At 70.4% G+C, this 23,010-nt stretch carries 20 protein-coding genes; 6 read left to right on the top strand and 14 right to left on the bottom strand.

Annotation, left to right across the window (positions count from 1 at the left end; translation table 11 throughout):
• Positions 1-2: 2 nt before the first annotated feature.
• The 5 genes from BN1701_RS00780 to BN1701_RS00760 all read right to left on the bottom strand — a co-directional run bounded on the left by BN1701_RS00780 (position 3) and on the right by BN1701_RS00760 (position 3,176).
• Positions 3-209, bottom strand: coding sequence for a heavy-metal-associated domain-containing protein (locus tag BN1701_RS00780; protein WP_054044515.1), 207 nt, complete (start codon positions 207-209; stop codon positions 3-5).
• A gap of 154 nt (positions 210-363) precedes the next feature.
• Positions 364-1,389 (bottom strand): sulfite exporter TauE/SafE family protein, encoded by a 1,026-nt coding sequence (locus tag BN1701_RS00775; protein WP_054044513.1) that lies wholly within the window; start codon positions 1,387-1,389, stop codon positions 364-366.
• A gap of 78 nt (positions 1,390-1,467) precedes the next feature.
• Positions 1,468-1,860, bottom strand: coding sequence for a hypothetical protein (locus BN1701_RS00770; protein WP_157367705.1), 393 nt, complete (start codon positions 1,858-1,860; stop codon positions 1,468-1,470).
• A gap of 108 nt (positions 1,861-1,968) precedes the next feature.
• Positions 1,969-2,787, bottom strand: a complete 819-nt coding sequence (locus BN1701_RS00765; protein ID WP_082859585.1) for an ROK family protein — start codon at positions 2,785-2,787, stop codon at positions 1,969-1,971.
• 5 nt (positions 2,788-2,792) lie between these two features.
• Positions 2,793-3,176: a helix-turn-helix transcriptional regulator gene (locus BN1701_RS00760; RefSeq protein ID WP_082859584.1), complete on the bottom strand. Its 384-nt coding sequence runs from the start codon at positions 3,174-3,176 to the stop codon at positions 2,793-2,795.
• 74 nt (positions 3,177-3,250) lie between these two features.
• Here BN1701_RS00760 and BN1701_RS00755 point away from each other — a divergent pair, with 74 nt between their 5' ends.
• From BN1701_RS00755 to BN1701_RS00740, 4 genes are all read left to right on the top strand, one after another.
• The gene (locus BN1701_RS00755; RefSeq protein ID WP_369800462.1) at positions 3,251-3,967 is read left to right on the top strand and encodes an aquaporin; all 717 of its coding nucleotides are present in this window, start codon (positions 3,251-3,253) and stop codon (positions 3,965-3,967) included.
• Positions 3,964-4,365 (top strand): arsenate reductase ArsC, encoded by a 402-nt coding sequence (locus tag BN1701_RS00750; RefSeq protein ID WP_054044505.1) that lies wholly within the window; start codon positions 3,964-3,966, stop codon positions 4,363-4,365. Before BN1701_RS00755 ends, BN1701_RS00750 begins: the two co-directional genes overlap by 4 nt.
• A 160-nt stretch (positions 4,366-4,525) precedes the next feature.
• Positions 4,526-5,806 (top strand): hypothetical protein, encoded by a 1,281-nt coding sequence (locus tag BN1701_RS00745; RefSeq protein WP_054044503.1) that lies wholly within the window; start codon positions 4,526-4,528, stop codon positions 5,804-5,806.
• Positions 5,803-6,870: a transporter substrate-binding domain-containing protein gene (locus tag BN1701_RS00740; RefSeq protein WP_054044501.1), complete on the top strand. Its 1,068-nt coding sequence runs from the start codon at positions 5,803-5,805 to the stop codon at positions 6,868-6,870. Before BN1701_RS00745 ends, BN1701_RS00740 begins: the two co-directional genes overlap by 4 nt.
• 201 nt (positions 6,871-7,071) lie before the next feature.
• Here BN1701_RS00740 and BN1701_RS00735 read toward each other — a convergent pair whose 3' ends face one another.
• From BN1701_RS00735 to BN1701_RS00720, 4 genes are read right to left on the bottom strand one after another with little or no spacing between them, the layout of a single operon-like run.
• Positions 7,072-7,431: a CU044_2847 family protein gene (locus tag BN1701_RS00735; protein ID WP_304439905.1), complete on the bottom strand. Its 360-nt coding sequence runs from the start codon at positions 7,429-7,431 to the stop codon at positions 7,072-7,074.
• Positions 7,432-7,454: 23 nt separating this feature from the next.
• Positions 7,455-8,882: a VWA domain-containing protein gene (locus BN1701_RS00730; protein ID WP_082859583.1), complete on the bottom strand. Its 1,428-nt coding sequence runs from the start codon at positions 8,880-8,882 to the stop codon at positions 7,455-7,457.
• A gap of 20 nt (positions 8,883-8,902) precedes the next feature.
• Positions 8,903-11,131, bottom strand: coding sequence for a serine/threonine-protein kinase (locus BN1701_RS00725; RefSeq protein WP_054044498.1), 2,229 nt, complete (start codon positions 11,129-11,131; stop codon positions 8,903-8,905).
• Positions 11,128-12,441, bottom strand: a complete 1,314-nt coding sequence (locus tag BN1701_RS00720) for a trypsin-like peptidase domain-containing protein (RefSeq protein ID WP_054044496.1) — start codon at positions 12,439-12,441, stop codon at positions 11,128-11,130. The genes BN1701_RS00725 and BN1701_RS00720 overlap by 4 nt, the downstream gene beginning before the upstream one ends.
• Positions 12,442-12,940: 499 nt before the next feature.
• Here BN1701_RS00720 and BN1701_RS00715 point away from each other — a divergent pair, with 499 nt between their 5' ends.
• Together BN1701_RS00715 and BN1701_RS00710 are read left to right on the top strand one after the other, a co-directional pair.
• Positions 12,941-13,786, top strand: coding sequence for a hypothetical protein (locus BN1701_RS00715; RefSeq protein ID WP_054044494.1), 846 nt, complete (start codon positions 12,941-12,943; stop codon positions 13,784-13,786).
• A 152-nt stretch (positions 13,787-13,938) separates the two neighbouring features.
• Entirely contained in the window at positions 13,939-16,566 is a 2,628-nt protein-coding gene (locus tag BN1701_RS00710; RefSeq protein WP_157367704.1) for a hypothetical protein, read from the top strand.
• A gap of 163 nt (positions 16,567-16,729) precedes the next feature.
• Here BN1701_RS00710 and BN1701_RS00705 read toward each other — a convergent pair whose 3' ends face one another.
• From BN1701_RS00705 to BN1701_RS00685, 5 genes are read right to left on the bottom strand one after another with little or no spacing between them, the layout of a single operon-like run.
• Positions 16,730-17,620 carry a methyltransferase domain-containing protein gene (locus BN1701_RS00705; protein WP_054044490.1) on the bottom strand — a complete coding sequence of 297 codons (891 nt, stop codon included), beginning with the start codon at positions 17,618-17,620 and terminating at the stop codon, positions 16,730-16,732.
• A 19-nt stretch (positions 17,621-17,639) separates the two neighbouring features.
• Entirely contained in the window at positions 17,640-18,212 is a 573-nt protein-coding gene (locus tag BN1701_RS36275; protein ID WP_054044488.1) for an NADPH-dependent FMN reductase, read from the bottom strand.
• Positions 18,213-18,217: 5 nt separating this feature from the next.
• Positions 18,218-19,978, bottom strand: a complete 1,761-nt coding sequence (locus tag BN1701_RS00695; RefSeq protein ID WP_054044486.1) for an AMP-binding protein — start codon at positions 19,976-19,978, stop codon at positions 18,218-18,220.
• Between the two features lie 26 nt (positions 19,979-20,004).
• Positions 20,005-21,483, bottom strand: coding sequence for an aminotransferase class III-fold pyridoxal phosphate-dependent enzyme (locus BN1701_RS00690; protein WP_054044484.1), 1,479 nt, complete (start codon positions 21,481-21,483; stop codon positions 20,005-20,007).
• 39 nt (positions 21,484-21,522) lie between these two features.
• Entirely contained in the window at positions 21,523-22,995 is a 1,473-nt protein-coding gene (locus tag BN1701_RS00685) for an aminotransferase class III-fold pyridoxal phosphate-dependent enzyme (RefSeq protein ID WP_054044482.1), read from the bottom strand.
• Between the last annotated feature and the right edge of the window lie 15 nt (positions 22,996-23,010).

Below are 23,010 nucleotides of genomic sequence, written 5' to 3'. Positions count from 1 at the left end.
TTCTAGGCGGTCAGCTGATATCCGGCTTCCTCGACCGCGGCGCGAACCTCGTCGTCGGACAGCGCGCGGGCACTGTCCACAGTGACCGCGCCGGTCGGCAGATCGACCTTGACGGCGGTGACACCGTCGATGCGGCCGACCTCGTCGCGAACGGACTGGACACAGTGCCCGCAGGTCATTCCGGTGACGGTGTAGGTGTTCTGAGACATGCGATTACTCCTACTAGTGGTGGGGACCGGCGAATCGGGAGCGCAGCGCCTTGTAGTCGTCCCTGTCGGACGGGTAACCGTGCATCGCGCGCCTCCTTCAGCTATCACCAACATACCCCCAGGGGGTACCAACGGCAAGGCGGTCCGACGAAGGTCAAGCGACGGTGATGACGCCGGTGTACATGCCCATGGCGCAGGAGTATTCGAGGGTGCCCGACTCGAGAACGCCCAGATCGATGCGGGTCTCACCACGCACCGGCAGTGTCCGCTCGATACCCAGGGAGGGCACGACCAGTGCCCGGACACAGCCCTGCGCGTTCTGCGAGCGCACCAGCAGTGTCGTCGGCACACCGGCGCGCGCGGCGACGTTGGGCGGGCGGTAGGACCCTGCTGTCGCGATGATCTCGACGACTTGGCCGCCGTCCTGGTCGACCGTCGTCGCGCTCCGGTCGGCCTCGCCGTCGCTCGTGGCCAGTAGCCTGCTCGCGGCAAGGGGCGACCCGGCGACCTCCAGCCCGCCGTTGACCGTGTAGAGCCCGGTCAAGAGCAGGATGATCCCGGTGGCCACGGCCAGTTTGCCGCGCCAGGCGGTGGCTGCCTTGCGGGCCGCGTACCCGAGCAACGCGAACAACGGGCCGGTGCCGAGCACGAACACGGCCATGACCGCGGCGCCGGAGAGCGCCGATCCGGAGGTCAGCGCCAGCGCCTCGACCGAAAGTGTCACCCCGCACGGGATCGCGACGGTGGCCAGGCCCAGCACGGCGGGCGCGAACGCGGCCTGCGACCGCGACCGCGCGCGCACCATTCGCATCCACGGCAGCGGCGGCATGACCACGATCCGCCGGAAGCCGGGCACGCCCAGCTGCGCGAGGCCGAAGACGATGATCAGGGCGCCCGCGACAAGCTGCAGTACCGTCCGGGTGCCGAGCGAGAGCTGCACCGCCCCTCCGACCGCGCCGAGCAATGCCCCGAGCACGGTGTGTGACACGAGTTTGCCTGCGAGGAATCCGCCGACCGGGGCGAGGTCGTCGCCCAGCCGCGCGAGTGCGGAGCGCTCTGGGTGCGGGTCTTCCCCGGAGCGTTGCCGGGCGACAAGCCCGGCGAGTAGGCCACCTTGGACGGCGGCACAGGAGATCCCACCAGCGAACAAGCCAGTGAGCAGGACAGCGAGAAGATCCACGGCAGCGCGCCTTCCGTGTGTTGGTCGGAACCGGAGTCGGACGTCCGAACACCGCGAACGGGTGCGGACAGACCTCTCCTACGTGCGCAGCACGCAGAGCCGGGTCAGATCGACACAGGAGAAGACAACGGCAGGTCGCCCGCTGGTTCGGCGCGGCGGGAGGGCTCGCACCTGAACGTCAAGCGCACCTGTCAACCGTGCGCAGGCGAAGAGGACGGCGGCCGCCACCGATACGCACAACGCCAGGAGCCCGGTCGGTGCGCCCTCACCATGGGACGTCGGGGCGACTTCGGTGACAATCGCGACGGTCTCAATGACCGACTCGGCGAGGTGCGTCGCGGCGTGGCCCGCGGTCTGGGGCCCATCGGAGGCGCAGTGCATGCCGAACAGCGCCCCGGCCACGAGGAACAGCGCGACCAGCAACCGGACGAGCACCGCTCGCCTGGGCCGACTGGTCATCGTCTCGGGCACCAGGACAGCGTACGTGCGGGCACAACAAGGACAGAACCAGCACCGTTTCGATCACTGCCGCCCCTCGGTGTGATTTTGTCCGCCAGCAGCGACCTGGTGCGACAGCGCCTAGTCGGCCGTCGTGAGCCAGGCGTCGAGGATCTCTGGGGACAGGATGTGTTTGACGACCATGGCCGCGGCGCCGAGGACGCCTGCCTCGGTGCCCGCGCCGGAGGCGACGATGCGCAGGTTTCCGGTGGCCAGGGGCAGGGAGCGGCGGTAGACCGACTCGCGCACGCCTGCCAGCAGGGTCTCCCCGGCTTGGGCGACGAGTCCGCCGATGACGATCAGCGAGGGGTTGAACATGCTGACGCACCCGGCCAGGACCTCGCCGATGTCGCGGCCCGCTTGACGGACCACGCGGCCTGCTTCCGGGTTGCCGGAGCGGACCAGCCGCACGACGTCGGCGGTGGTGTGCGCGTCGACGCCGAGGGCGCGGAGGTTGGCCGCCACGGCCGGGCCGCCCGCCACCGCCTCCAGGCATCCGGTGTTGCCGCAGTGACACAGCACGTCCCCGCCGTTCGGGACCTGGATGTGCCCGAGATCGCCCGCCGCACCGGCGGCGCCCCGGTGCAGGGCGCCGTTGCTGATCAGGCCCGCGCCGATGCCGGTGGCGGCCTTGACCACGATCATGTGCTCGTCGTTGGGGAACTCCGCGGCGTGCTCCCCCAGCGCCATCAGGTTGACCTCGTTGTCGACCAGCACCGGCGCGTCGAACTCGGCGCCGACCGCGGCGGGCACGTCGAATCCGTCCCATCCCGGCATGATCGGCGGGTTGTTCGGCTTGCCGGTGGAGTGCTCGTACCGGGTGTACGTGGCTGTTCCCGCAACGCGAGCAGCGGCGTCGTGGGCACGTCGAGACCTGGTCGACGTTCCTGGACGAGCCATTAGTGCTAGGCCAGCAGGGTGCGGATCTCGGCGAGGCGATCGGCGTTGATCGAGTACCAGGCCCAGCTGCCGCGGCGTTCGCGGCGCAGCAGGCCCGCCTCGGTCATGACGCGCAGGTGGTGGGACACCGTGGGCTGGCTCAGGCCCAGCGGCTCGACCAACTCGCCCACGCACACCTCGCCGCTGAGCGCGCCGCGGATGAGCGCGAGCACCCGCACCCGGGCCGGGTCGCCCATGGCCTTGAGGACGTTCGCGACGCGTTCGGCGTCGGCTTCGGTGAATCCGGCGTCGCCCAGCGGCACGCAGCACAGCGGGTCGGTGCCGCAGTCGGCGTCGCCGGGCGCCTTGGTGCGCCGTTGCCGGGTCGCGATGGTCACGTCCTCGCTCATAATATTGACTGTAGTCGATGTCCGTGTTGAACTCCCCTTATCGACCTTCTTCAATATGATCTGGAGTGCGGCGCGTGGCGGGTGGGACGAAGTCGGCAGGCCTGCCGCGGTCAAGGGTGAAGGCTCCGGTAGAAGCGCGTCAGGTCGTGGCCGAGGCGCTGGGCACCGGACTGCTGGTGGCCACGGTCGTCGGCTCCGGAGTGATGGGGCAGGTGCTCGCCCCCGGCCAGGTGCTGTTGCAGCTGCTGTGCAACGCCTTCGCGACGGTCGCGGTGCTTGGAGTGCTCATCGCGGTGCTCGGCCCGGTGTCGGGCGCGCACTTCAACCCGGCGGTCACCCTGGTCGACACCGTCGCGGGAAACCGGACCTGGGCGGCGGCGGGCGCGTACATCGGCGCCCAACTCGTCGGGGCGGGCGCCGGAACCGTCTTGGCCCACGCGATGTTCAGCCAGCCGCTGGTGCAGTGGACCGGGCAGCAGCGGGCCGGGCTCGGCCTGCTGATCGGCGAGGTGGTGGCCACCGCCGGGCTGGTGCTCGTGATCAAGATGCTCGTCGGCTCCGGCCGGGGCCACCTCGCCGCCGCGTTCGTGCCCGCCTGGATCCTCGCCGCCTACTTCTTCACCTCGTCGACCTCGTTCGCCAACCCGGCGGTCACCGTCGGCCGCGCGCTCACCGGCTCGTTCGCCGGGATCGCGCCGTCCTCGGTCCTGGCGTTCATCGCCGCCCAACTCGTCGGCGCCGCCATCGGTGTCGCGCTCGCCACCGTCTTGAAACCGGAGGACACAGCATGACCGCCCCCGAGGTGCTCTTCGTCTGCGTGCACAACGCGGGCCGCTCCCAGATGGCCGCCGCGCTGCTGCGGCACTACGCGATGGGCCGGGTCCGGGTCGCCTCCGCCGGGTCCGAGCCCGCCGAGCAGGTCAACCCCGCCGCCGCCGAGGCCATGGCCGAACTCGGGCTCGACATCACCGCCGAGATCCCCACCAAGCTCTCGTATGGCGCCGTCGAGGACGCCGACGTGGTCATCACCATGGGCTGCGGCGACACCTGCCCGGTCTTCCCCGGCAAGCGCTACCTCGACTGGGCGCTCGAAGACCCGGCCGGACAGGGCATCGACGCCGTCCGCCCGATCCGCGACGACATCGACCGCCGCGTGCGCGGCCTGCTCGCCGAACTGCTCGACGGCTGATCGAAGCCGCCCTCGATGGGCGTTACCTTCGGTCGCCGGGAGTACGACGGTAGCCAGGTCGAGGCCGCCATAGCCCGCCTGTGCCGAAACGGAACCAGGGCAGCCGCCGATAAGAGATGATGATCGAATTCGACGGTCGTCGTCCCTGGAGGTGGCGCGGGTGAGAACGGTCCCAGTCGACCGGGTCAAGTCCTTCCTGCGCCGGACCGAGGGAAAGCTCACCCTGTTCGCCGCGGCCACGGCGGTCGCCGCGATCGCTGTGGGCGGCATCGGGTGGGCCGCCGTCACCGAGCGGCAGGGCAGGCTGGACGAGGCGGTGGCACGCCAAGGGGAACTGACCTCCGCCGCACTCGACGTGTACCGCGGCCTGGCCGACGCCGACGCCGCCTCGCTCAACGCGGTGCTGGTCGACCCGGAGCGCAGCGCTCCGGTGCGGGCGCGGTTCCGCGAGGACATCTTCGACGCGGGCGACGCGCTGCGAACGGCGGCGGCGCGCAGCGTGGACCCGGCACCGAGTCAGCAGATCCAGGAACTGACCGACCTGCTGCCCGAGTACGCCCGGCTGGTCGAGACGGGCTGGACGAACCTGCGCGCGGGACATCCGGTCGGCACCTCCTACCTGGCGCAGGCGTCGAACCTGGTCCGCACCCGGATCCTGCCGATCGCCGAAGCGTTGCGCGGTCAGCAAACCAGCGCGTTGGTCGACGCGCAGCGGGCGGCGGGAAGCACGCCGTGGGTGACGCTGGGGACAGGAGCGGCGACGCTGATCGTCCTGGTGGCGGCGCAGCGGTTCGTCACCCGACGCACCCGGCGGCGGGTCAACCGCGGCCTGGCGGTGGCGACCGTGCTGGTGGCCGGGGCGCTCGTCTGGCTGACGGTCGACGTGCACATCGCGGGCGTACGCGGCGCCGACGGCGCCCGCGAACTCGAAGACCTGACCGCACCACTGGCCCAGGCGCGCAAACTCGGCCGGGAGGCCGACGGCGCCGAGGCCCGAATCCTGATCTTCCCCAAGGTCGGCGACATCGGCTCGCTCGACCGGGCCCTGCGCAGCATCGAGGACGACATCGTCAAGGCGGGCACCGCCACCGGACCCGAACAGGTCGAACCGGCGCTCACCGCCCTGCGGTCCTGGCGCGAGCACGACTTGGCGCTGCTGAACCGGGCCACGCCGTCGGCCCAGCAGAAGCCGCCGGTGTTCCAGGAACTCGCCGTCATGATCACCGAGCCGCCCGCCGGCGCATCGGAGACCCACGCCCAACAGCTCGACACGCTGCTCACCACCCTGATCGACACCCACACCAGCCGCTCCAAGGCGTCGACCCACTCGGCGCGGGAAGCATTGGCCGACCTCGACATCTACTTCCCAGCCACCATGCTCGCCGCCGCCGCGGCCTCGGTGTGGGGCCTGCGCCGCCGAATCGTGGAGTACTACCGATGAGGACAGCCATCGCCGTGGCCATGGCCGCGCTGCTCACCGCGTGCGCCGCCACCGCGCCCGAGTCCCGCCCCGACCGCACAGCGCCGGTGGTGCTGCCCGACGGGTACACCGAGTCCCCCAACCGCAGCGACAGCTGCGCGAACGCACCCGTCAGCGTCGACCCCCGAAACGGCGCCCAAGGCGGCGACGGCAAGCCCACCGGGAACAAGGTGAACCTGATCCGCCAGGAGAACGAGCTGGTGATCGGCGTCAGCCAGACCGCCCCGTTCTTCAGCAAGCGCGACCTGGTGACCGGCACACTCCAGGGCTTCGAGATCGACATCGCCAACCGGATCGCCGCCGCCCTGCTGCCCAACTTCACCCCAGGCGACCCCCGGCTGCGGCTGGTCACCCTGCCGACCGGAAATCGTCTGTACTCGCTGGACACGGACAAGAACTCAGCCGCCAGACAGGCGAAACCCGAACGGTCTGAGGTCCCGAACGTCGACATGGTGATCGCCGACGTGAGCATCACCTGCGCCAGGGAACGGGACTACGGCCTGCGGTACTCGATTCCCTACCTGTCCACCAACAGCGGCCTACTCGTGCGCGCGGGCTTGAAGAACGTCGCGGGGCCCGCTGATCTCGGCGGTCGGAAGGTGTGCTCCGGTGACCGGACCACGAACAGTGACGAGATGATCGACCTGCGCAATCAGCAGCGGACGGCGAGAAAACCCGAGGTCAAGCCGGTCGCGGTGGCCGATACGAGTGAGTGCCTGATGCTGTTGCAACGCGGGTTGGTCGATGCGATCTACACCGATGTGCTGATCTTGGAGGGGTATCGGCAGCAGGATCCGGGGGCCGTGGTGTTGGACTACCACGACACGGATGACGGCAAGGGGCTGGGCGCGGCGGGGATCGCTATGAGCGGGCGGGCGGACCAGGAGGATCTGATTCGGTTCGTGAACAGCGTTCTTGGGGATATGCGGGCTGATGGGAGCTTGCAGCGGGCTTATGACGAACATTTCAAGGAAGTGCCCCAGCGGCACCGGCTCCCGCTGCCGGGGAATCCTTATCGGGGCTGAGCCTTCTTGGTCTTCGGGTGCCTGTTTGGGTGGTTCGCCTTGATTTGGGGCCCCTAGAAATGGGCCTGTGCGGGTCAAAAGGCGAGCTCAAGGAACCTCACCCGCACCGCGATTTTAGGCCCATTTCCCCCAAATCAAGGCGAACCACCCAAACAGGCCGTTTTGCTTGGCCCGTTGCGTTCGTTGTGGGTTTCGTTCTAATTAGGACTCTTCGACCACGTCTTCTTCGATGGGGAGGTCGTCCCTGCGCCACTTGAGTTTTACCTCGAACTGGGCCTGTGCGCCGGTTCTTGCGATGACGGCGCCTGCTTCCACGTCGAGTTTGATGCCGAATTTCAGTTCCACCTCGTCCGGTGGGCGGGTCATGGCGGTGAACTGTTCCAGTGCGGCCGAGGCGGCGTCGCGGACTTCGCCGACCGCGTTCTCTAGGGCGCCTTGCATTTCCCGCATCACGCGGGCTGGGCGGCCTGCTCGGGAGACGCCCGGTTGCGCGTCGACTTCGACGACGACCGATCCGCCGCTTGCCAAGGGAAAGCGGGCCAGTTCCATGCCTGTGTCCACAGTGGTCTCTCCTTGTCGTGAGGTCACAGTCGGGTGCCGCAGCCGCCGCAGAACGCCGCCGTGTCGGGCCAGTCGCGCCCGCAGGTCGGGCAGGTCACCGCGAGTTCTGTTTGGGTGGACGGCGTGTCGACGTCCATGGGGGATGACGCCGCTGACGAGTCGGCCATGCTCATGCTGGACTGGGTTGATCCGACGACCACTGACAGCAGGTCCTCGGGCCGCAGGGTGTCCTTGACGCGGACGACGCCGTCGGATGGGTCGCCGATGACTTCGACGAGTCGCCGGAGGCGGACCAGGATCTTCTCGTTCGCCAGTTGGGTCGCCAGTGCCACGGCGGTGCCCCACTCGGCGGCCGCTGTGTCGAGGTCGCCGTTGTCGTGGGCTTCGCTGCCGCGCAGGACGGCTTGGCGGAGTTCGGTCTGGCCGGTGTAGTGGGCGATCCTCGGGTCGATGTGGCTGGACAGCTTGAGGTCGTCGGTCCAGTGCGCGAGTACCACCTTCGGCGGGCTCGCCCTGACGAACTCGGTCGCCCCCGGCGGGCGGATCTCCAGGTCGACGCGGGCCATGCGGATGTCGGTGTCGAGCGCGTGGCCGGACGAGTCGACGGTGAGCCGCAGGTGGTACTCGCGGCTCTCCTCGGCCCAGGAGCCGGTGGTGAACGTGGTCGTGCCGTCGTCGGTCGTCCCGGTTAGGGCGGCCTCGGTTGGATGGGTCTGGCGCAGGAAGTCCAGGCGCGACGACGTCGTGGTGCGGACCAGGATCCGCAGTTCGGGCACCAGTTTGGCCATGGCGGACTTGGTCATCGCGGCGAAGTCGGCCGCGAGGTCGGCGTAGTCGCGAACGGCGTCGGCGGTGCCGTGCAGGACCTCGGCGATCCGCAGCAGCTCGTGGGGCCTCCAGTCGACGCCGATGCCGCGTGCGTCGCAGGAGAAGTCCGCGCGGCAGGTCTCCAGGACGCGGTCGAGCGAGGTGCGGGACTCGCCGTTCATGCCGTCGGTGAGCATGATGACGTGCCGCACGGCGGTACGGTGCGGCGCCAGCAGGTGCCTGGCCATGAGCAGCCACTCGCCCATCGCCGTGCCGCCCGAGGCCCGCAGGTCGCTCACGGCCAGCTTGGCCGCGCGCTTGGTCTGCGGGTTCGCCACGGCCAGGCCGGTCGGCGGATACACCACCCGCGCGGTGTTCGTGCCCTGGACGACGGCGAACATCGCGCCGTCGCGCAAGGCGTCGATCGCCGCCTTGGTCGCCTTTTGCGCCGCGGCGAACCTGGTGGGCGGCATCCGCATCGACCCGGAGCAGTCGATGGCGATCACCTGCGCCACCTGGGCGGACGGCTCGATTCCCGAGGTTCCCTCGGCGGTCACCACGAGCGCGGCGTGGATCTCGTCGTCCTCTGTGGACAGATAACGGTTCTGGCTGACCACCATGCTGAAGCCGGGCGCGGTGTCCATGTCGTCGTCTCCCCTGCGGCTCACGTGAAGGTGAACGGACGGTGCTCGTTGGCCAGGTCGACCAGGTCGGAGTGGTGGTCGCGGGTCTCGGACTGCCGGGCGAGCGCGCGGTAGCACTCCTCCAGCCGCGAACGCAGGCCGTCCTCACCCGCACCGCCCGCCGTGGCGCCGAGCCTGGCCTCCAGCACCACCGTGTCGAGCCGGGTGCGGGACTGGCCGGTCTTGGCGCCCCCGTCGAGGTAGAGCCCGCCCAGCCGGTCCGCGGCGGCGCGCAGGTCGTCCGCCGAGGGCCGGTCGCCGTCGAGGTAGCCGCTGAGCACCCGCACGGTGGCGATCCGGGCGGCGTCGAAGTGCCGGGACATCGCCGGGGTCTCGTCGAGCAGGGCGACCGCGCGCTCCCGCTCGTCCCGCGCCAGGTGTCCGCGGGCGATGCCGAACGCGGCGCTGGCAGCCGACCGGTCGCGCCGCCAGACCGCGAGGTAGAACGCCTCCGCCTGCTCAAGGCGGCCTTCGTACTCTGCGCAGTAGGCCAGCGCCAGTTTGGGCGCGTCCTCACCGGGCAGCGCGGCATAGACCGTGTCGAAGGACTTCTCCGCGGCCGCGAAGTCCTCGCCCATGAGGCTGACCAGGCCGTCGTGCCAGTGCAGACGCCAGTCCTCGGTCGCGCCGAGCAGCTCTCGGGCTTGGGCCAGGCCGTCGGCCGCGGCCTTGGAATCACCTGCGGCCAGCGCGGCCCGGCAACGGGCGAACCCGGCCTCGACGGTCCGCAACTCGGCCTGCGCGAGCTTGGCCAGCAGCCGGTGCGCCGCGTCGGCGCCGCCATCGGCGAGGAAGTCGGCCGCGGCGGTGGTGAGGAAGGCGGCAGCGGGGTCGTCGGCGAACGGCCGGGGCGCGGGCAGACCCACCGCGACCGCGGCGGGGGTCGGCATCCCGTCGTCCAAGGGCAGGTCGGTCAGCGGCACGTCGGCGGGCCGGTCGATCCAGCGGTGCAGCGGCGGCACCGCGCCGAGGCCGTCGTCGAGCAGGGCCGCGGACGGGTGGAACAGCTCCGACTGGCCGGGCCGGGGCCTGCCGTCGCGCAGCGCGGCGATCTCGCGCAGGACGCCGCGCAGCTGCTCGGCCATGTCCGCGGCCGAGGCGAACCGGCGGTCCGGGTCGGCGTGCTTCGCCCTGGCGCAGACCCGTTTGAACGATTCGACGCCGACGGCGATGCGCCGCTGGTCGGCGTCGGCGCCGTGGTGGCCGGTCCGGTCGGCGGTGGCCAGGTAGAGCTGGTGCAGGGTCTCGCCGACGGTGTGGATCTCCGAGGCCACGGTTAGGCCGCGCTCATCGATCTCGGCCTTGCTGACCTGGTAGCCCACGGTGCCGATGATCGGGCTGATCCGGTCGTCCATGCGGCGCACGGCGCCGAGGTCGATCAGCTTGATCCGGTTGTCGCGCTCGCCGTACTTGCCGGACCGGATGATCACGTTGTCGGGCTTGAGGTCGCAGTAGAGCAGGCCGCGCTCGTGCAGGTACTCGAAGGCGGCCAGGACCTGGAGCCCGCAGGTGATCACGTGCTCGATGAGCAGCGGCTCGCCCAGCGGCGGTTTCTCGCCGTGGCGGGACTTGTAGGCGACCTCGCTCAGCGGGAACCCGTCGACGTACTCCATCACGATGTAGGCGCGGGTGCCAGAGCGCGGGTCGGGATGGCTGACGAAGTTGAAGATACGGACGATGTTCGGGTGGTCGATCGTGGTCAGCGCTTGGCGCTCGGCGGTGGCGATGTCGGCGTCGCCGACGTCGATAAGTCCTTTGAGGACGACCCGGTTGTCGTCGAGCCGGGTGTCGTGGGCCAGGTAGATCCAGCCGAGGCCGCCGCGGGCGAGGACGCCCTCGACCCGGTACTGGTCGCCGACCACGACCTCGTTGTCCAGGCTGGGCAAGAAGGAGAACGCGGTGCCGCAGGCCAGGCAGAACCCCGACGGCTGCGGCGGGAGCTTCCTGCGGTCGGCGCAGTCGGGGTTGGCGCAGCGGCGGGCCCGGTCGGGGACTTGGAACTCGCGCAGGATCCGGCTGGACGGGTCCGGGTAGTCGAAGACGGGCAGCGACGGCACCGCGCCGTCGCGGGCACGCCTGCTCGCGGTCGACTCGGACCGGGTCGACTGGGCCAGGTCGGTCGGCGGGCTCGACGGCGGGTGCCCGCAGGCGTCGCAGTATCCGGTCTCGTCGATCGTGCCCGCGCAGCCGAACCGGGAACAGGCCGTCATCGCCGCTCTCCTTTCGCGAGTGCCTCGCGCACCGCTTGCTGATAGGCGCGAACCGCGGCGTGCGCCGCGGCGTGGTCGACCGGGTCGGCGGACAGCAGGCTGTCGGCCCAGCGGTACACCTGGTCCAGTCCTGGGTCCTCATCGAGCCCCGCCTCGGCGGCCATCACGAACCAGGCCGCCAGCAGACCGCGGTCGTCGGCCACCGCGCCGGACCTCGACCGCGCCTTCCTGGCCCGGCGCTCGGCCCGCACCAGCCGCCGCTCGACATCGGCCAGCCTGCCCGCCACCAGCGCGGAATCGACCGCGGCCACCTTGCGCAGCAGGCGCAGGTTCAGCCGCCACTCGTCGCCGTCGGGTCCGCCTGCCAACGCTTCCGCCCGCCGCGCGATGGCCTCCAATCGGGTACTGACCGTATCGTCGGCCAGACTCTTCGCCGCGGCGAGGCTCGCCGCGTCCTCGTCGCGGAAGCCGAGCACCAGCCTGGTTCCGCTGTCCACCAGCGGTTTCAGGACCTCATCGAGGAGCGCCTCGGGCTCGTCGGCCGCGTCGAGCCCGTCCACCACGATCGTCATCGGCGGCGCACCCGCACGCAGGCGATCACGCGCGCTCTCGGCCCCGGACACGGCCAGCCCCGCCCGGTCGACAATGCGGCGCGACACCTCGTCCACCGTGCGACCCTCGACGTCCAGCGCCAGGTCGATCCCGCCCACCGGCTCCCCCGGCGCCGACCGGCTACTGGACACCGCGACCGCCTGACGGACCGCGTCGAGATCCGGCCCCAACACGATCAGCACGGCCGCCCCGTCGTGGCGGCGGCGCAGCCACTGGGCCACCTCGGCCGCCTGCCCGATCAACTCACCCCGCCCGCGCGCGGCGAAGATCGGGTCGATGCCGCTGTCGCCCACCACCCACTCCGACACCACCGGCAGATGCGCCACGATCGCGTCGACCGGCAGCATCCACGACAGCCCTGCGGAGTCGTCGGTGTACTCGCTCACCACGATGCCCAACACGTCACCGGTCGCGTCGTCGGCGACACCCGACCCGCTGAACCCGGCCCGCACCCGCTGGTCTTGCGCGGAGCGACGGTTCATCTGCAACCACTCGACGCCTGCCTTACCGGCCAGCGTCATCCTGGTCCAGACCCCGATCTCCAGCCCTTGCCCGCTCGGATAGCCCATGGTGTGCACCGGCCGGTCCCAGGTCAGCGCGACCCGGCGCAGCATGGCCCCAGCCGTACGGGGCTGCGGGACGTCCAAGCGCAGCAGCGCGACATCCCCACGCTCGTCGTCGGTCGGCGGGACACACATCCCGTGGGTGATCCGCCGCTCGCGAACTCGGCCTACCCGGCAACCCGACCATATCGACCACCACGTCACCCACACCCATGACGACGTGCGCGCACGTGAGCACGTGGCTGCTGTCGACCAGCACACCCGCACCCAGCACCGCCCCCTCCGGACCGGCGCCCCGCACCCGGACCCGCCACGGTTCCCCGCCGTAGGCGAATGGCCCGACACTCCCCCCACTCGTGGTCATCACCGGCACCATAGCGGACCGCACCGACAAGATGGATCACGCCGAAAACGCCACCCGATCGGCCGAATATGCCTAGACACCAACACAACCGCGCCCCGCTCGCAGCCTGGCCAACCGCGACTGGCTCCTTCATGGATGACCCGCACAGGCCCATTTTCGGGGTCCCCGAATCAAGGCGAACCACCCAAACAGGCGCCCACCCCGCCAACCCGGCCAGCCGATCAGCCCCAGGTAGTCGGCAAATCCACAACAGGACTGTACGGTTCCGACATGTCGCAGCCGCCGTACCGACCTCCGGGCCAGCCGCAGCAGCCCTATCGCCCAGGCAATCAGCAGGGCGGCTACCAGCACCCCGGCTACGGACAGGCCTACCAACAGCCCGCCCACCAGCCCGGATACCAGCCCGGATACGAACAGCCCCAGTACCGCGACCCCGCCCCACACCGCCCCGAGCCGCGACAGGCCCCCCGCCCCGCCCCACCGACCACACCGCCCAGCGGTGGCCTGCGGATCCCCGGCCTGGGCCTGATCCTCACCCTGGTCGGCTCCCTGGTCCAGATCCTCTGCCTGACCGTCCTCCCCTGGGTCAGCGCGGGCAACGACCCAAGATCGCTGTTCGACCTGTGGGACCAGCTCTCCAAAAGCGCCAACGGCTTCGGTGACTGGTACGTCGTGATCTTCAGCTACCCCCTGATGATCCTCGGCATCCTGCTCGCCTTCGCCGCCGTACTCGAGTCGGTCGCGATGAAGGTGGTGTGGGCGGGCCTGATGCTGCTCGGCCTCGGCTACCTCCTGCTCCGCTACGGCTTCGGCCCCCTGACCGGCAGCTTCGGCGAACACGACTTCGGCACCAAGGAGATCGTCCTCGCGGGAGTGGCCGTAGCCGCGGTCGTCCTGGTGGTGTTCGTGCTCAAAACCGCCGTCACCATGTTCCGCCGAGTGGCGGGCCTGGTCCTGATCGCCCTGTCCGGCGTGCACATCTACGCCGTCATGGACCTGGTCAAGGCCGCCGACCTGAGCGAGTTGAACATCGGCGCGTTCGGTCCGTCCCTGGGTTACCTGCTCATCGGCGTCGCCGCGCTGATCGGGCCGCGTCGGTTCGTCCCAGGCACCTGACGACTCGCCCCGGCCGGGGGATGGATCTTGGCCGGGGCCCCCGGCGGCGGTACGTTGGTCTCTTCGAGTGACCGATCGATTGCCGTCTGCAACAGGGGCTGACAGTGTCGTCAACTGAACCTGGACCGGCTTTTCGCGGCCTCAGTGCCGTGGTGGATCTCATCCGCAAGCTGATCAACCGCCCACGCTGGTTGCCCAACCCGGACAAAACCGACCTGCGGGGCGACCGCGCGCTCCCGCTCCTGTGCCTGCAACAGCCGCCGACCGACTCCTACCGGGGCTTCCTGGCCGCGCTGGACGACCGGCTGGCCAAGGCGCGGCCGGACAAGGTCCCGCACGTGCTGATCGACGTGGCCGGGGCGGGTGAGCGGGCCAAGAGCCGCTGGCAGACCGAGGGCTCCGACCGGGTCCCGCTGATGCCCCTGCTCGACGAGATCCACCACGCCCTGGCCGCGAACCGGTTCGGCGCCGCCAGGATCCGCCGGTTCCGGCACTACCGGCTGGCCGCGTGGCTCAGCGCCAGCGAGGTCAGGCCAGCGGGCGAGCGCGACGATCGCGCGGTGACGGCCCTGCTGCGCACCTGGTACGGCGTCGCCGAGCCCACGCTGTTCCCCGACGCCGAGCCCGTGCTCGCCGAGTCCAAGGCGCTGCGGCTGCTGACCGCGGTCTTCGTGGCCTGGCACCGTCCGCTGCGGTTCCTGCTCTGGTCGACGGGCAAGTGGGGCGGCGGGCGAGAGCCGCGCTGGTTCATGCGCCAGCCGTTCATGGTGCCCCTGCACTCCACCAGCTTCGTCGGCTTCGCCGAGCGGATCACCAAGCCGAGCAACGAACGCGAGAAGCCCGAGCAGCTCAAACGACTGCTGGTGCACGCGTTCCTGGAGGACCTCCGGCTGGCGTTCCGGCCGCGGGGCCTGCGGCCGAGGCGCTGGCGGCGCACCGCCTACGTCACGGTTCTGCTCGACGGGGTGACCGACGCCAACGGCGGCTGGGAGCTGCTCCAGCTGATCAACGACGTGCGCAACGAGTCCGGCGAGATCGATCCCCTGCTGGTCGTGAGCACCGTCGACCGAAACGTCTCGACCGCGTCCGGGCGTCAGGCCCCGCCGGTCCACGCGATCGAGTCGGAGTACAGCCGGTGGCGCAGCGCGCTGCCCGCGCGCAGGCAGCGGATGGACGGCAAGGCCCGGTTCCTCGTCGTGCGGCTCCCCGAACCAGGCGGCCCGGAGCCCACCGCCGAGGACGAGAAGGCCGCCGGGAACACCTCGGCGATCCGGCCGCGGCAGGCGCCGGTGCTGGCCCGGCGGTCGGTCGTGCTGGCCATGGTGCTCGTGCTGGTCGGCGGGCCGCTGGCCACCGGCGGCACCTGGCTGGCGAACCGGTGGGCGCACAACTGCCTGCCGCATGTCTCGTCGGGGATCGCGGTCAAGTGGACCGGCGACGAATGCGTCGGCTACAGCGACGACTCCGCCATGGTGTTCAGCACCGAGAGCGACCGCCTGAACCGGGCGCAGACCGCGATCTTCACCATGAACCGGGAGGCCGAGAAGCAGTTCGACCAGAATCCCGGTCGGCCCTATTTCAGCGTCGTCTACTTCGCCGCGTTGTCGGCGAACAGCGGGCAGGAGACCGCCGAGGCGATCTCCGAGGAACTCGAGGGCATCTGGATCCGCCAGAAGCAGTGGAACACCCATCCCAGCCGGGAAGGGACACTGCTGCGAGTGATCATCGCCAACGGCGGCGACAGCATGCGCAAGGCGAACACCGTGACCGAGGACTTCCTGATCCCCTTGTTCCGCGACGACCCGAACGTCCTGGGCGTGATCGGGATGGACCGGACGGTGACCGAGACCGAGCAGGCGATCTGGAAGCTCGGCGGCGAAGGGATCCCCGTCATCGCCACGACCTTGACCGGTCCGCATCTGCCGGGCCTGTCGGCGACGTACTTCTCGCTGGCCCCCGGCAACGACCAGCAGGCGATGCTGATGCGCGAGTTCACCGACAGCAAACAGGCCAAGCTGACGGTGTACCGCCCCAAGCCGGACCCTGGCGACACCTACGTCGCGACCCTGCTCACCGCGATCGAGCAAGCGTTCGCGCCCACCGCCGTCCGGGTCGTCGAGTGGGAGAACACCGACGCCCCGATCGACGTGACCTGCGGGCCCGACCAGGTCGCGTTCTACGCGGGCCGGGAGGACGGGATCGCCACGCTGCTGACCGCCGTCGGCCAGAAGTGCCGGGAGAACCGGCCGTCCGTGGTCGGCGACGACGCGGTGTCGCGGTTCGTCGCGCAGCCGTCGCTGCGCCAGGTGAACGAACTCAACGCGATCCCACTGTCCTATGTGTCCATGGGCAGCCGCACCGTGCTGGCGGGCAGTTCCTGCGGCACCAGCAGCACACCGGCGAGCACGCCAGAACACACACTGAACGAGTTCTGCAAGGGGTACACCGGTCAGCTTGCCGCGGGCGGCACCAAGCCGTCGGTCCCCTGGCCCGCCGAGCGCATCGGGGTCGCGTACGACGCGGTCAGCCTCTACCAGGCCGCGGTCGCGCGATACCGGAGCAGGCGCGGCAACTCCGATGCGCTTCCGCAGCGGCCCATCCCCGACCGGGCCGTCATCGCGATGGAGCTGCGGGAGCTGCGGGCGCAAACCGGCGTGACCGGACCGATCAACTTCCACGAGCGCAGGGACGGCGGCGGCGACCGGCTCGCGATCCTGCACATCAGCGACATCAGCGACGTGGCATCCCAAGTGCAGTGTGTGTTCCGGTGCCCGCTGTGAGCGCCGCGCCACCCAGGTTTCCTACCGACGCGCCGCGGCCGGTCCGGCGCGGCTACCCCGGGCACGGCGTGGGTGACCGGGTTCGGTTGGTTCGAGGCGGGGCCGTGGTTCTGATCTGAAGCGTCGGCGCCGCGGGCCTTGTCGCCCGCGGCGCCGCGCTGTGTCAGCTGGGCTTGACAGCGGTGTAGACGCCGTAGTGCATGACGTCCTTGTCGTAGGCCTGCTTCATCAGCGGGACCGAGTTGAAGAAGCGGAAGATGTCGGCGCCCTTGGCCTTGACCAGCTTCCACACGTACGACGGGTCGCGCACCAGCGGCTTGACGATGTCTGCCGAGAGCTTCCAGGTGGCCTTGACGTTGTCGGTCCAGTCGGCCTGGGCGACGTCGACGTAGCCGAGGTCGGCGCACAGCTTGGCGTAGTGGTCCAGCGGCAGCACGTGCGAGATGGCGAAGTCGCGGTAGAGCCTGCGCAGCAGCTTGACCTCCTTCGGGTTGAGCTGGTCGTCGCGGCTGGTCCAGGTGGCCACGACGAGACGGCCGCCGGGCTTGAGGATGCGCAGGTTCTCGGCGAGGTAGGCGCGCTTGTCGGGCATCAGCTCGCAGGACTCCATCGACCAGATGACGTCGAAGGTGTTGTCCTCATAGGTGGTGTGCAGCGCGTCCATCACCTGGAAGTGGGTCTTGGCGCCGACCCCGGCCTGCGCGGCCTTGTCGGTGGCGCGCTTGACCTGCTCGTGGCTCAGGGTGATGCCGTCGACGGTGCAGCCGAGGTCCGCCGCGAGCATGATCGCCGAGGCGCCGATCCCGCAGCCGCTGTCGAGGACCTTCGAGCCCGGCGCGATGCCGCCGAACTTGATCAGTTCCTGGGTGGTGCGCTGCTGGGCGATGTCGCGCGGCACGTCCTGGGCATCGAGGTCCCAGTAGCCGTGGTGGATGTGCTCGCCCCAGAGGTCCTCGTACAGGTCGACCAGCTTGTCGTAGTGGTCGCGCACGGCCCGGTGCAGGTCCTCGACCGAGCCTTCCTGGCTCAGACCGGTGTCGGTGGTGGTGCTCACGTCTCTCTCCTAAGTTTCGTTAGACAGCGGTGACCAGGCGAGTGCCCGCGAAGTCGACGACTTGGCCGACCAGGATTTCGAGCCTGCGCATCAGCCGGGCGTCCGAGCGCAGCGCGGCGTCGGCGGCTAAACCATCCAAAGTGGACAAAGGAACGGAATTGACCGTGACGGCCATCGGCGTCACCCAGCCGCGCAGGCACAGCACCGCCGTGCGCAGCTCGGCCACCGCGGTCGCCGCGCCGTGCTCGCTCCAGCCGACCGCGACCGTGCCGACCACGCGCCCGTCGAGGTAGGCCGGGGTGTCCCCGGCCAGGTCCTCGACATAGTCCAGCGCGTTCTTCAGCAACCCGGAGACGCCGCCGTGGTAGGTCGGCGTCGCGATGATCACGCCGTCGGCCCGCCGCAGCGCCGACAACAGCTCCCGCGCGGCCCGATGCGGGGAACCCGGCCGGTAGAGCGGGAGGTCGAGATCCTCGGCGGTGAGCACCGTCGAGCGGGCGCCGTGCTCGGCGGCGAGGTCGGCGCAGGCGCGCAGCACCCGCTCGCTCACCGAGCCCGGGCGCAGCGACCCGCCGACGAGTGCCAGTTCCACGCCCGTCACCCGCCCAGAACGCCGGCCGCCACCGCCGCGGCCACCTGCGAACGCTGCAGCTTGCCGCTGGAGGTCTTGGGCAGCGTGCGCGGGCTGACGACGATCACGCGCGCGGGCCGAACGCCGGTGTGCTCGGCGACCGCGCGCTCGATCAGCTTGCCGGTGTGCAAGGCGGTGGCCGGGTCGCGGTGGTACTTGCTCTCCACCACCAGCACCATCTTCTCGGTGCCGCTGGCCGCATCGGGGACGCCCACCGCGGCCGCGGCGCCGGCGCGGACCCCGTCGACGGTCTCGGCGGCGCGCTCGAAGTTCTGCGGCTGGTAGTTGCGGCCCGCCAGGATGATCAGATCCTTGCCGCGCCCGGTGACGAACAGCTCGCCGTCGCGCAGGAAGCCCAGGTCGCCGGTGTCGAGCCAGCCGTCGCGCAGGTCCAGCACCGGGTCGGCGGGACCGTTGAGATAGCCGGTCATCATCGACTCGCTGGCCACCCGCACCCGGCCGACGTGGCCGTCGGGCAGGTCGATGTCCTCGGTGTCGCTGACCCTGACCTTGGTCCCCGGCACCGGGATGCCCGACGAGACATACGGGTGGGCGTCCTCGGTCGAGCGGGGTGCCTCGGCCCTGCCGGTCTCGGCCATCGCCGTGCGGGACAGCACCTCGACCCGCGGGGGCGACCCGACCGGCGAGAACGTCGCGGCCAAGCCGAGTTCGGCCATGCCGTAGCAGGGCCGCATCGTCTCGACGGGGAAGCCGAAGCGGCCCATCGTCTCCTGGAACTCCCGCAGCGTCACCGCGTCGACCACCTCGGCGCCGTTGAACGCTTTCCGCCAGCAGCTCAGGTCAAGGCCTGCCAGGTCGATCTTGCGGGCCAGGGACGCGACCAGCCGGTAGGCGAAGTTCGGCGCGGGCGAGATCGTGGCCCGGTACTGGTGGATCAGCCGCACCCACCGGTCCGGCCGGGTGCCGAAGGCCAGCGGCCGGACCAGCACCGACGGCAGCGACAGCAGGAACGGAGTCATAGTGGCGCCGACCATGCCCATGTCGTGGTGCAGCGGCAGCCAGCTGGCCAGCAGGTCGCCCTCGCAGAACGGGCCCGCGAGGCCGATCGCCGACGCGGCGGCGAACACCGCGCGGTGGCTGAGCACGATGCCCTTGGCCGCCGACGTGGTGCCCGAGGTGAACTGGATGAACGCCGGGTCCTCCGGGTCGGCGGTCAGCACCGGGTCGGCCACCAGCCCGTCGCCGAACGGCGGGCTGATCACGGTGACCTTCATGCCCGCCAACGCCTCGGCGGCGTCCTCGCGCAGGTTCTCCGCGCACACCAGGACCTGGGGCTCGGCCACGGCCACGAGGTGACGAACCCGGTCGAGCCACAGCTGCTTGCGGCCCGCGGTGAGCGGCGGCTCGATCACCGACGGCACCGCGCCGAGCAGCGCGGCGCCGAACAGGCCGGAGAGCAGGTCGGCGGAGGTGTCCAGGCACAGGCAGACCCGCCCGCCCCGGGTGAGCCCGGCCGCGGCCAGCGCCGACCCGGCCGCGTGGGCCCGGTCGTGCAGGTCGGCCATGGTGATCCGCTGGTCGGACTCGGGCTCGTCGGGCAGGTAGTAGGCCACGGCGTCGGGCTCGCGGCGGGCCCGCTCGATGAGGGTGCCCGCCACAGTGCCCGCCGTGCTGAGCTTGGCCACCGGTGCGTTCGGGTCGGGGACGAAGCCGCGCCGGTCAGGATGGACTTCGAGGTCGGCCCGCAAGCCGCTGTCGATGCTCATTGTGACTCCGGTTCGGGTAAGCGGGTTCAGGGCATCACGAAGGGGAATCCGTTGCGGCCCATCTCGCCCGCCGCGTCGATCACGGCGTCGACAATGGTGTCCACATCGGACTCGGAGTGCGCGTCGCCGGTGTAGAACATCGGCATGCTGAGCGTGTAGACGCCGCGCCTGCGCAGCATCAGGGTGAGCACGGCCGGGCCGAGCGGGTTCACCGCGGCGCCGAACTCGCGGTAGGTGTCGTAGGAGTCCTGCTGGACGAACCCGAAGGTGCCCGCGAAGGCGCCGAAGCCCAGCAGCCGGATCGGGATGCCGGACTCCGCGCGGAAAGCGGCGAGTCGGGCCTTGATCCGGTCGACCTTGGCGTCGGTGCGCTCGTAGAACGCGGGTCCGGCCTCGCGCAACAGGTTGAGCGAGGCGTAGGACGCGGCCATCGACAGGTGGTTGGCCGAGTGGGTGTTGACCACGAAGGTCTTGGTGCCGATGTCGCCGAGCGAGGTGCCCGACGTGGTGGCGATCTCCAGGAACTCGGCCTTGCCGCCGATCGCGGCCAGCGGCAGACCGAGGCCGGAGACGACCTTGCCGTAGCAGTACAGGTCGGCGGGGATGTCGTACTTGCCCGCCGCGCCCGCGGTGCCGAAGCGGAACCCGGTCAGTACCTCGTCGAGGATGAAGGGCACCCCGAGCCCCTGGCAGCGCAGTGCCACGTCGCGGACCTCGGGGATGGTCTGCTCGACGTAGGGCCACGACTGGCAGGCCGCGTCGGCGATGACGCAGGCCAGCTCGTCCTTGTGCTTCTCGATCAGCGCGCCCGCCGCGGCGGCGTCGTGCGGCAGGATCAGGATGTTCACATCGGCGGTGCCGGTGAAGGCGTTGAGCGGCTCGATGCCGTCGGCGCCGATCTCCGGGAACGGGTTGACCTTCGGGTGGCCGTGGGCGAAGAACGAGGTGTTGCGGGCGGCGACGTCGTGCACGCCGTGCCAGCAGCCCTCGAACTTGGCGACCAGCTTGCGGCCGGTCTTGGCGCGGGCCAGCCGGATCGCCGTGCCGGTGGCGTCGGTGCCGGAGTTGAGCAGGGCGAACTTCTCGCAGTGCGGGATCAGGTCCTTGAGAAGCTCGCCCAGTTGGAGCTCCAGCGGGTTGAGGTAGCCGTTGCCGGGTCCGCGCAGAGCCTGCTCTCGGACGAAGTCGACCACCGGCTGGGGGTTGTGGCCCCACAGCGACTGCCCGCCGAAGCCGAGGTGGGAGTCGATATAGGTGTTGCCGTCGACGTCGGTGAGCGTGCTGCCCTGCGCCTCGGCGACGGCCAGCGGGAACATCGGCGCGTGGAAGGGCAGGAACACGTGGTTGGTCACCACGTGCTCGCGCACCTGCCCGGCCAGCGCCAGCGACTTCGCCTGGCGCTGCCCCAGTTCGGTGAACAGCTCGATCACCCACTGCTGCGAGAGCAGCTCGGTGACGATCTCCTGCGGCGTACGGGTGTCCGGCCGAGTCTGCGCGATGGTCATGGTTGTTCGCCTGTCCTTTGATCCCGACGAGGTGGTGGTTTACGAAGGCAGCACGAAGGGGAAGCCGTGCTTGTCGAGCTCCAGTGCCGAGTCGAGCACCGCGGTCAGCAGTTCGTCCACATCGGACTCGCTGTGCGCGTCGCCGGTGAAGAACATCGGCAGGCTCAGCGTGTAGACGCCGCGGCGGCGCAGCATCAGGGTGAGCAGGAACAGGCCGATCGGGTTCACCGCGCTGGCGAACTCGCGGTAGTCGCCGTAGGACTCCTCGGCGACGAAGCCGAACGAGCCGATGAAGTCACCGAAACCGAGCAGCCGCAGCGGGATGCCGGTCTCGGCGCGGAACTCGGCCAGCCTCGACTGGACCCGGCCGACCTTGGCGCGGGTGCGGTCGTAGTAGGCGTCGCCCGCGTCGCGCAGGGCGCTCAGCGCGGCGAAGGACGCGGCCAGGGACAGGTGGTTGCCCGCGTGCGTGGTCTGCACGCAGGTCTTGCGGCCCAGGTCGGTCAGCGGCAGACCCGAGGTCTGCATGTGGTCGATGATGTCGGCGCGGCCCGCCACGATGGACAGCGGCAGGCCCAGGCCGGTGACGACCTTGCCGTAGCAGTACAGGTCGGCCGGGATGTCGAAGTGCCCCGCGGCGCCCTGCGGGCCGAAGCGGAAGCCGGTCAGCACCTCGTCGAGGATGAACGGGATGCGCAGCGCCTGGCAGCGCTGGGCGACCTCGCGGATCATCGGCACGGTGTGCTCGACGTACGGGAACGACGACGAGACGGCCTCGCCGAGCACGCCCGCGAGCTGGTCGCGGTGCCGCTCGATGAGTTCGAGCGCCTTGGCGGTGTCGTTGGGCAGGATCAGCAGCTCGTCCGGCGACGCCGGGGTGACGCCGGTGAGCGCGGGCAGCGGCGCGATGCCGTTGTCGGTCACCTCGGGGAAGGGCTGCACCGGGTGGCCGTGGTACCAGAACGCGGTGTTGTGCGCGGCCAGGTCGTGCACGCCGTGCAGCGCGCCCTCGAACTTGGCGATCATCCGCTTGCCGGTGTGCGCGCGGACCAGCCGGATCGAGGCGTTGGTGGCGTCGGTGCCGGAGTTGAGGAAGGCGAACTTCTGCGCGTGCGGGAGGAAGTCCTCCAGCAGGTCGACCAGCTGCAGCTCGGTCAGGTTGAGGTAGCCGTTGCCGGTGGAGCGGCCCAGCGACTCCTTGATGTGGTCGACCACCGCGGGCGGGTTGTGGCCGAAGAGCGCCTGCGAGCCGAAGCCCAGGTGCGAGTCGAGATAGGTGTTGCCGTCGATGTCGGTGATCCGGCTGCCCGACGCCTCGGCGACGACCAGCGGAAACTGCGGGGCGTGGAAGGGCCAGAACACGTGGTTGGACGCGGCGCGCTCGCGGACCTGGCCCGCGACCTCCAGCGACTGGCGCTGGCGCTCGCCGAGGTCGGTGAACAGCTCGATGACCCACTGCTGGCCGAGTAGGTCGGCGACCAGGCTCTCGACGGTGGTGGATGGGGTGGCCATGGCCGACTCCGTTCA

Origin of the sequence: Alloactinosynnema sp. L-07 (genome assembly GCF_900070365.1) — a bacterium.
GTDB lineage: Bacteria > Actinomycetota > Actinomycetes > Mycobacteriales > Pseudonocardiaceae > Actinokineospora.
Note: the sequence above shows the minus strand (reverse complement) of the source record. Positions and strands in the feature narration are given on the sequence as shown.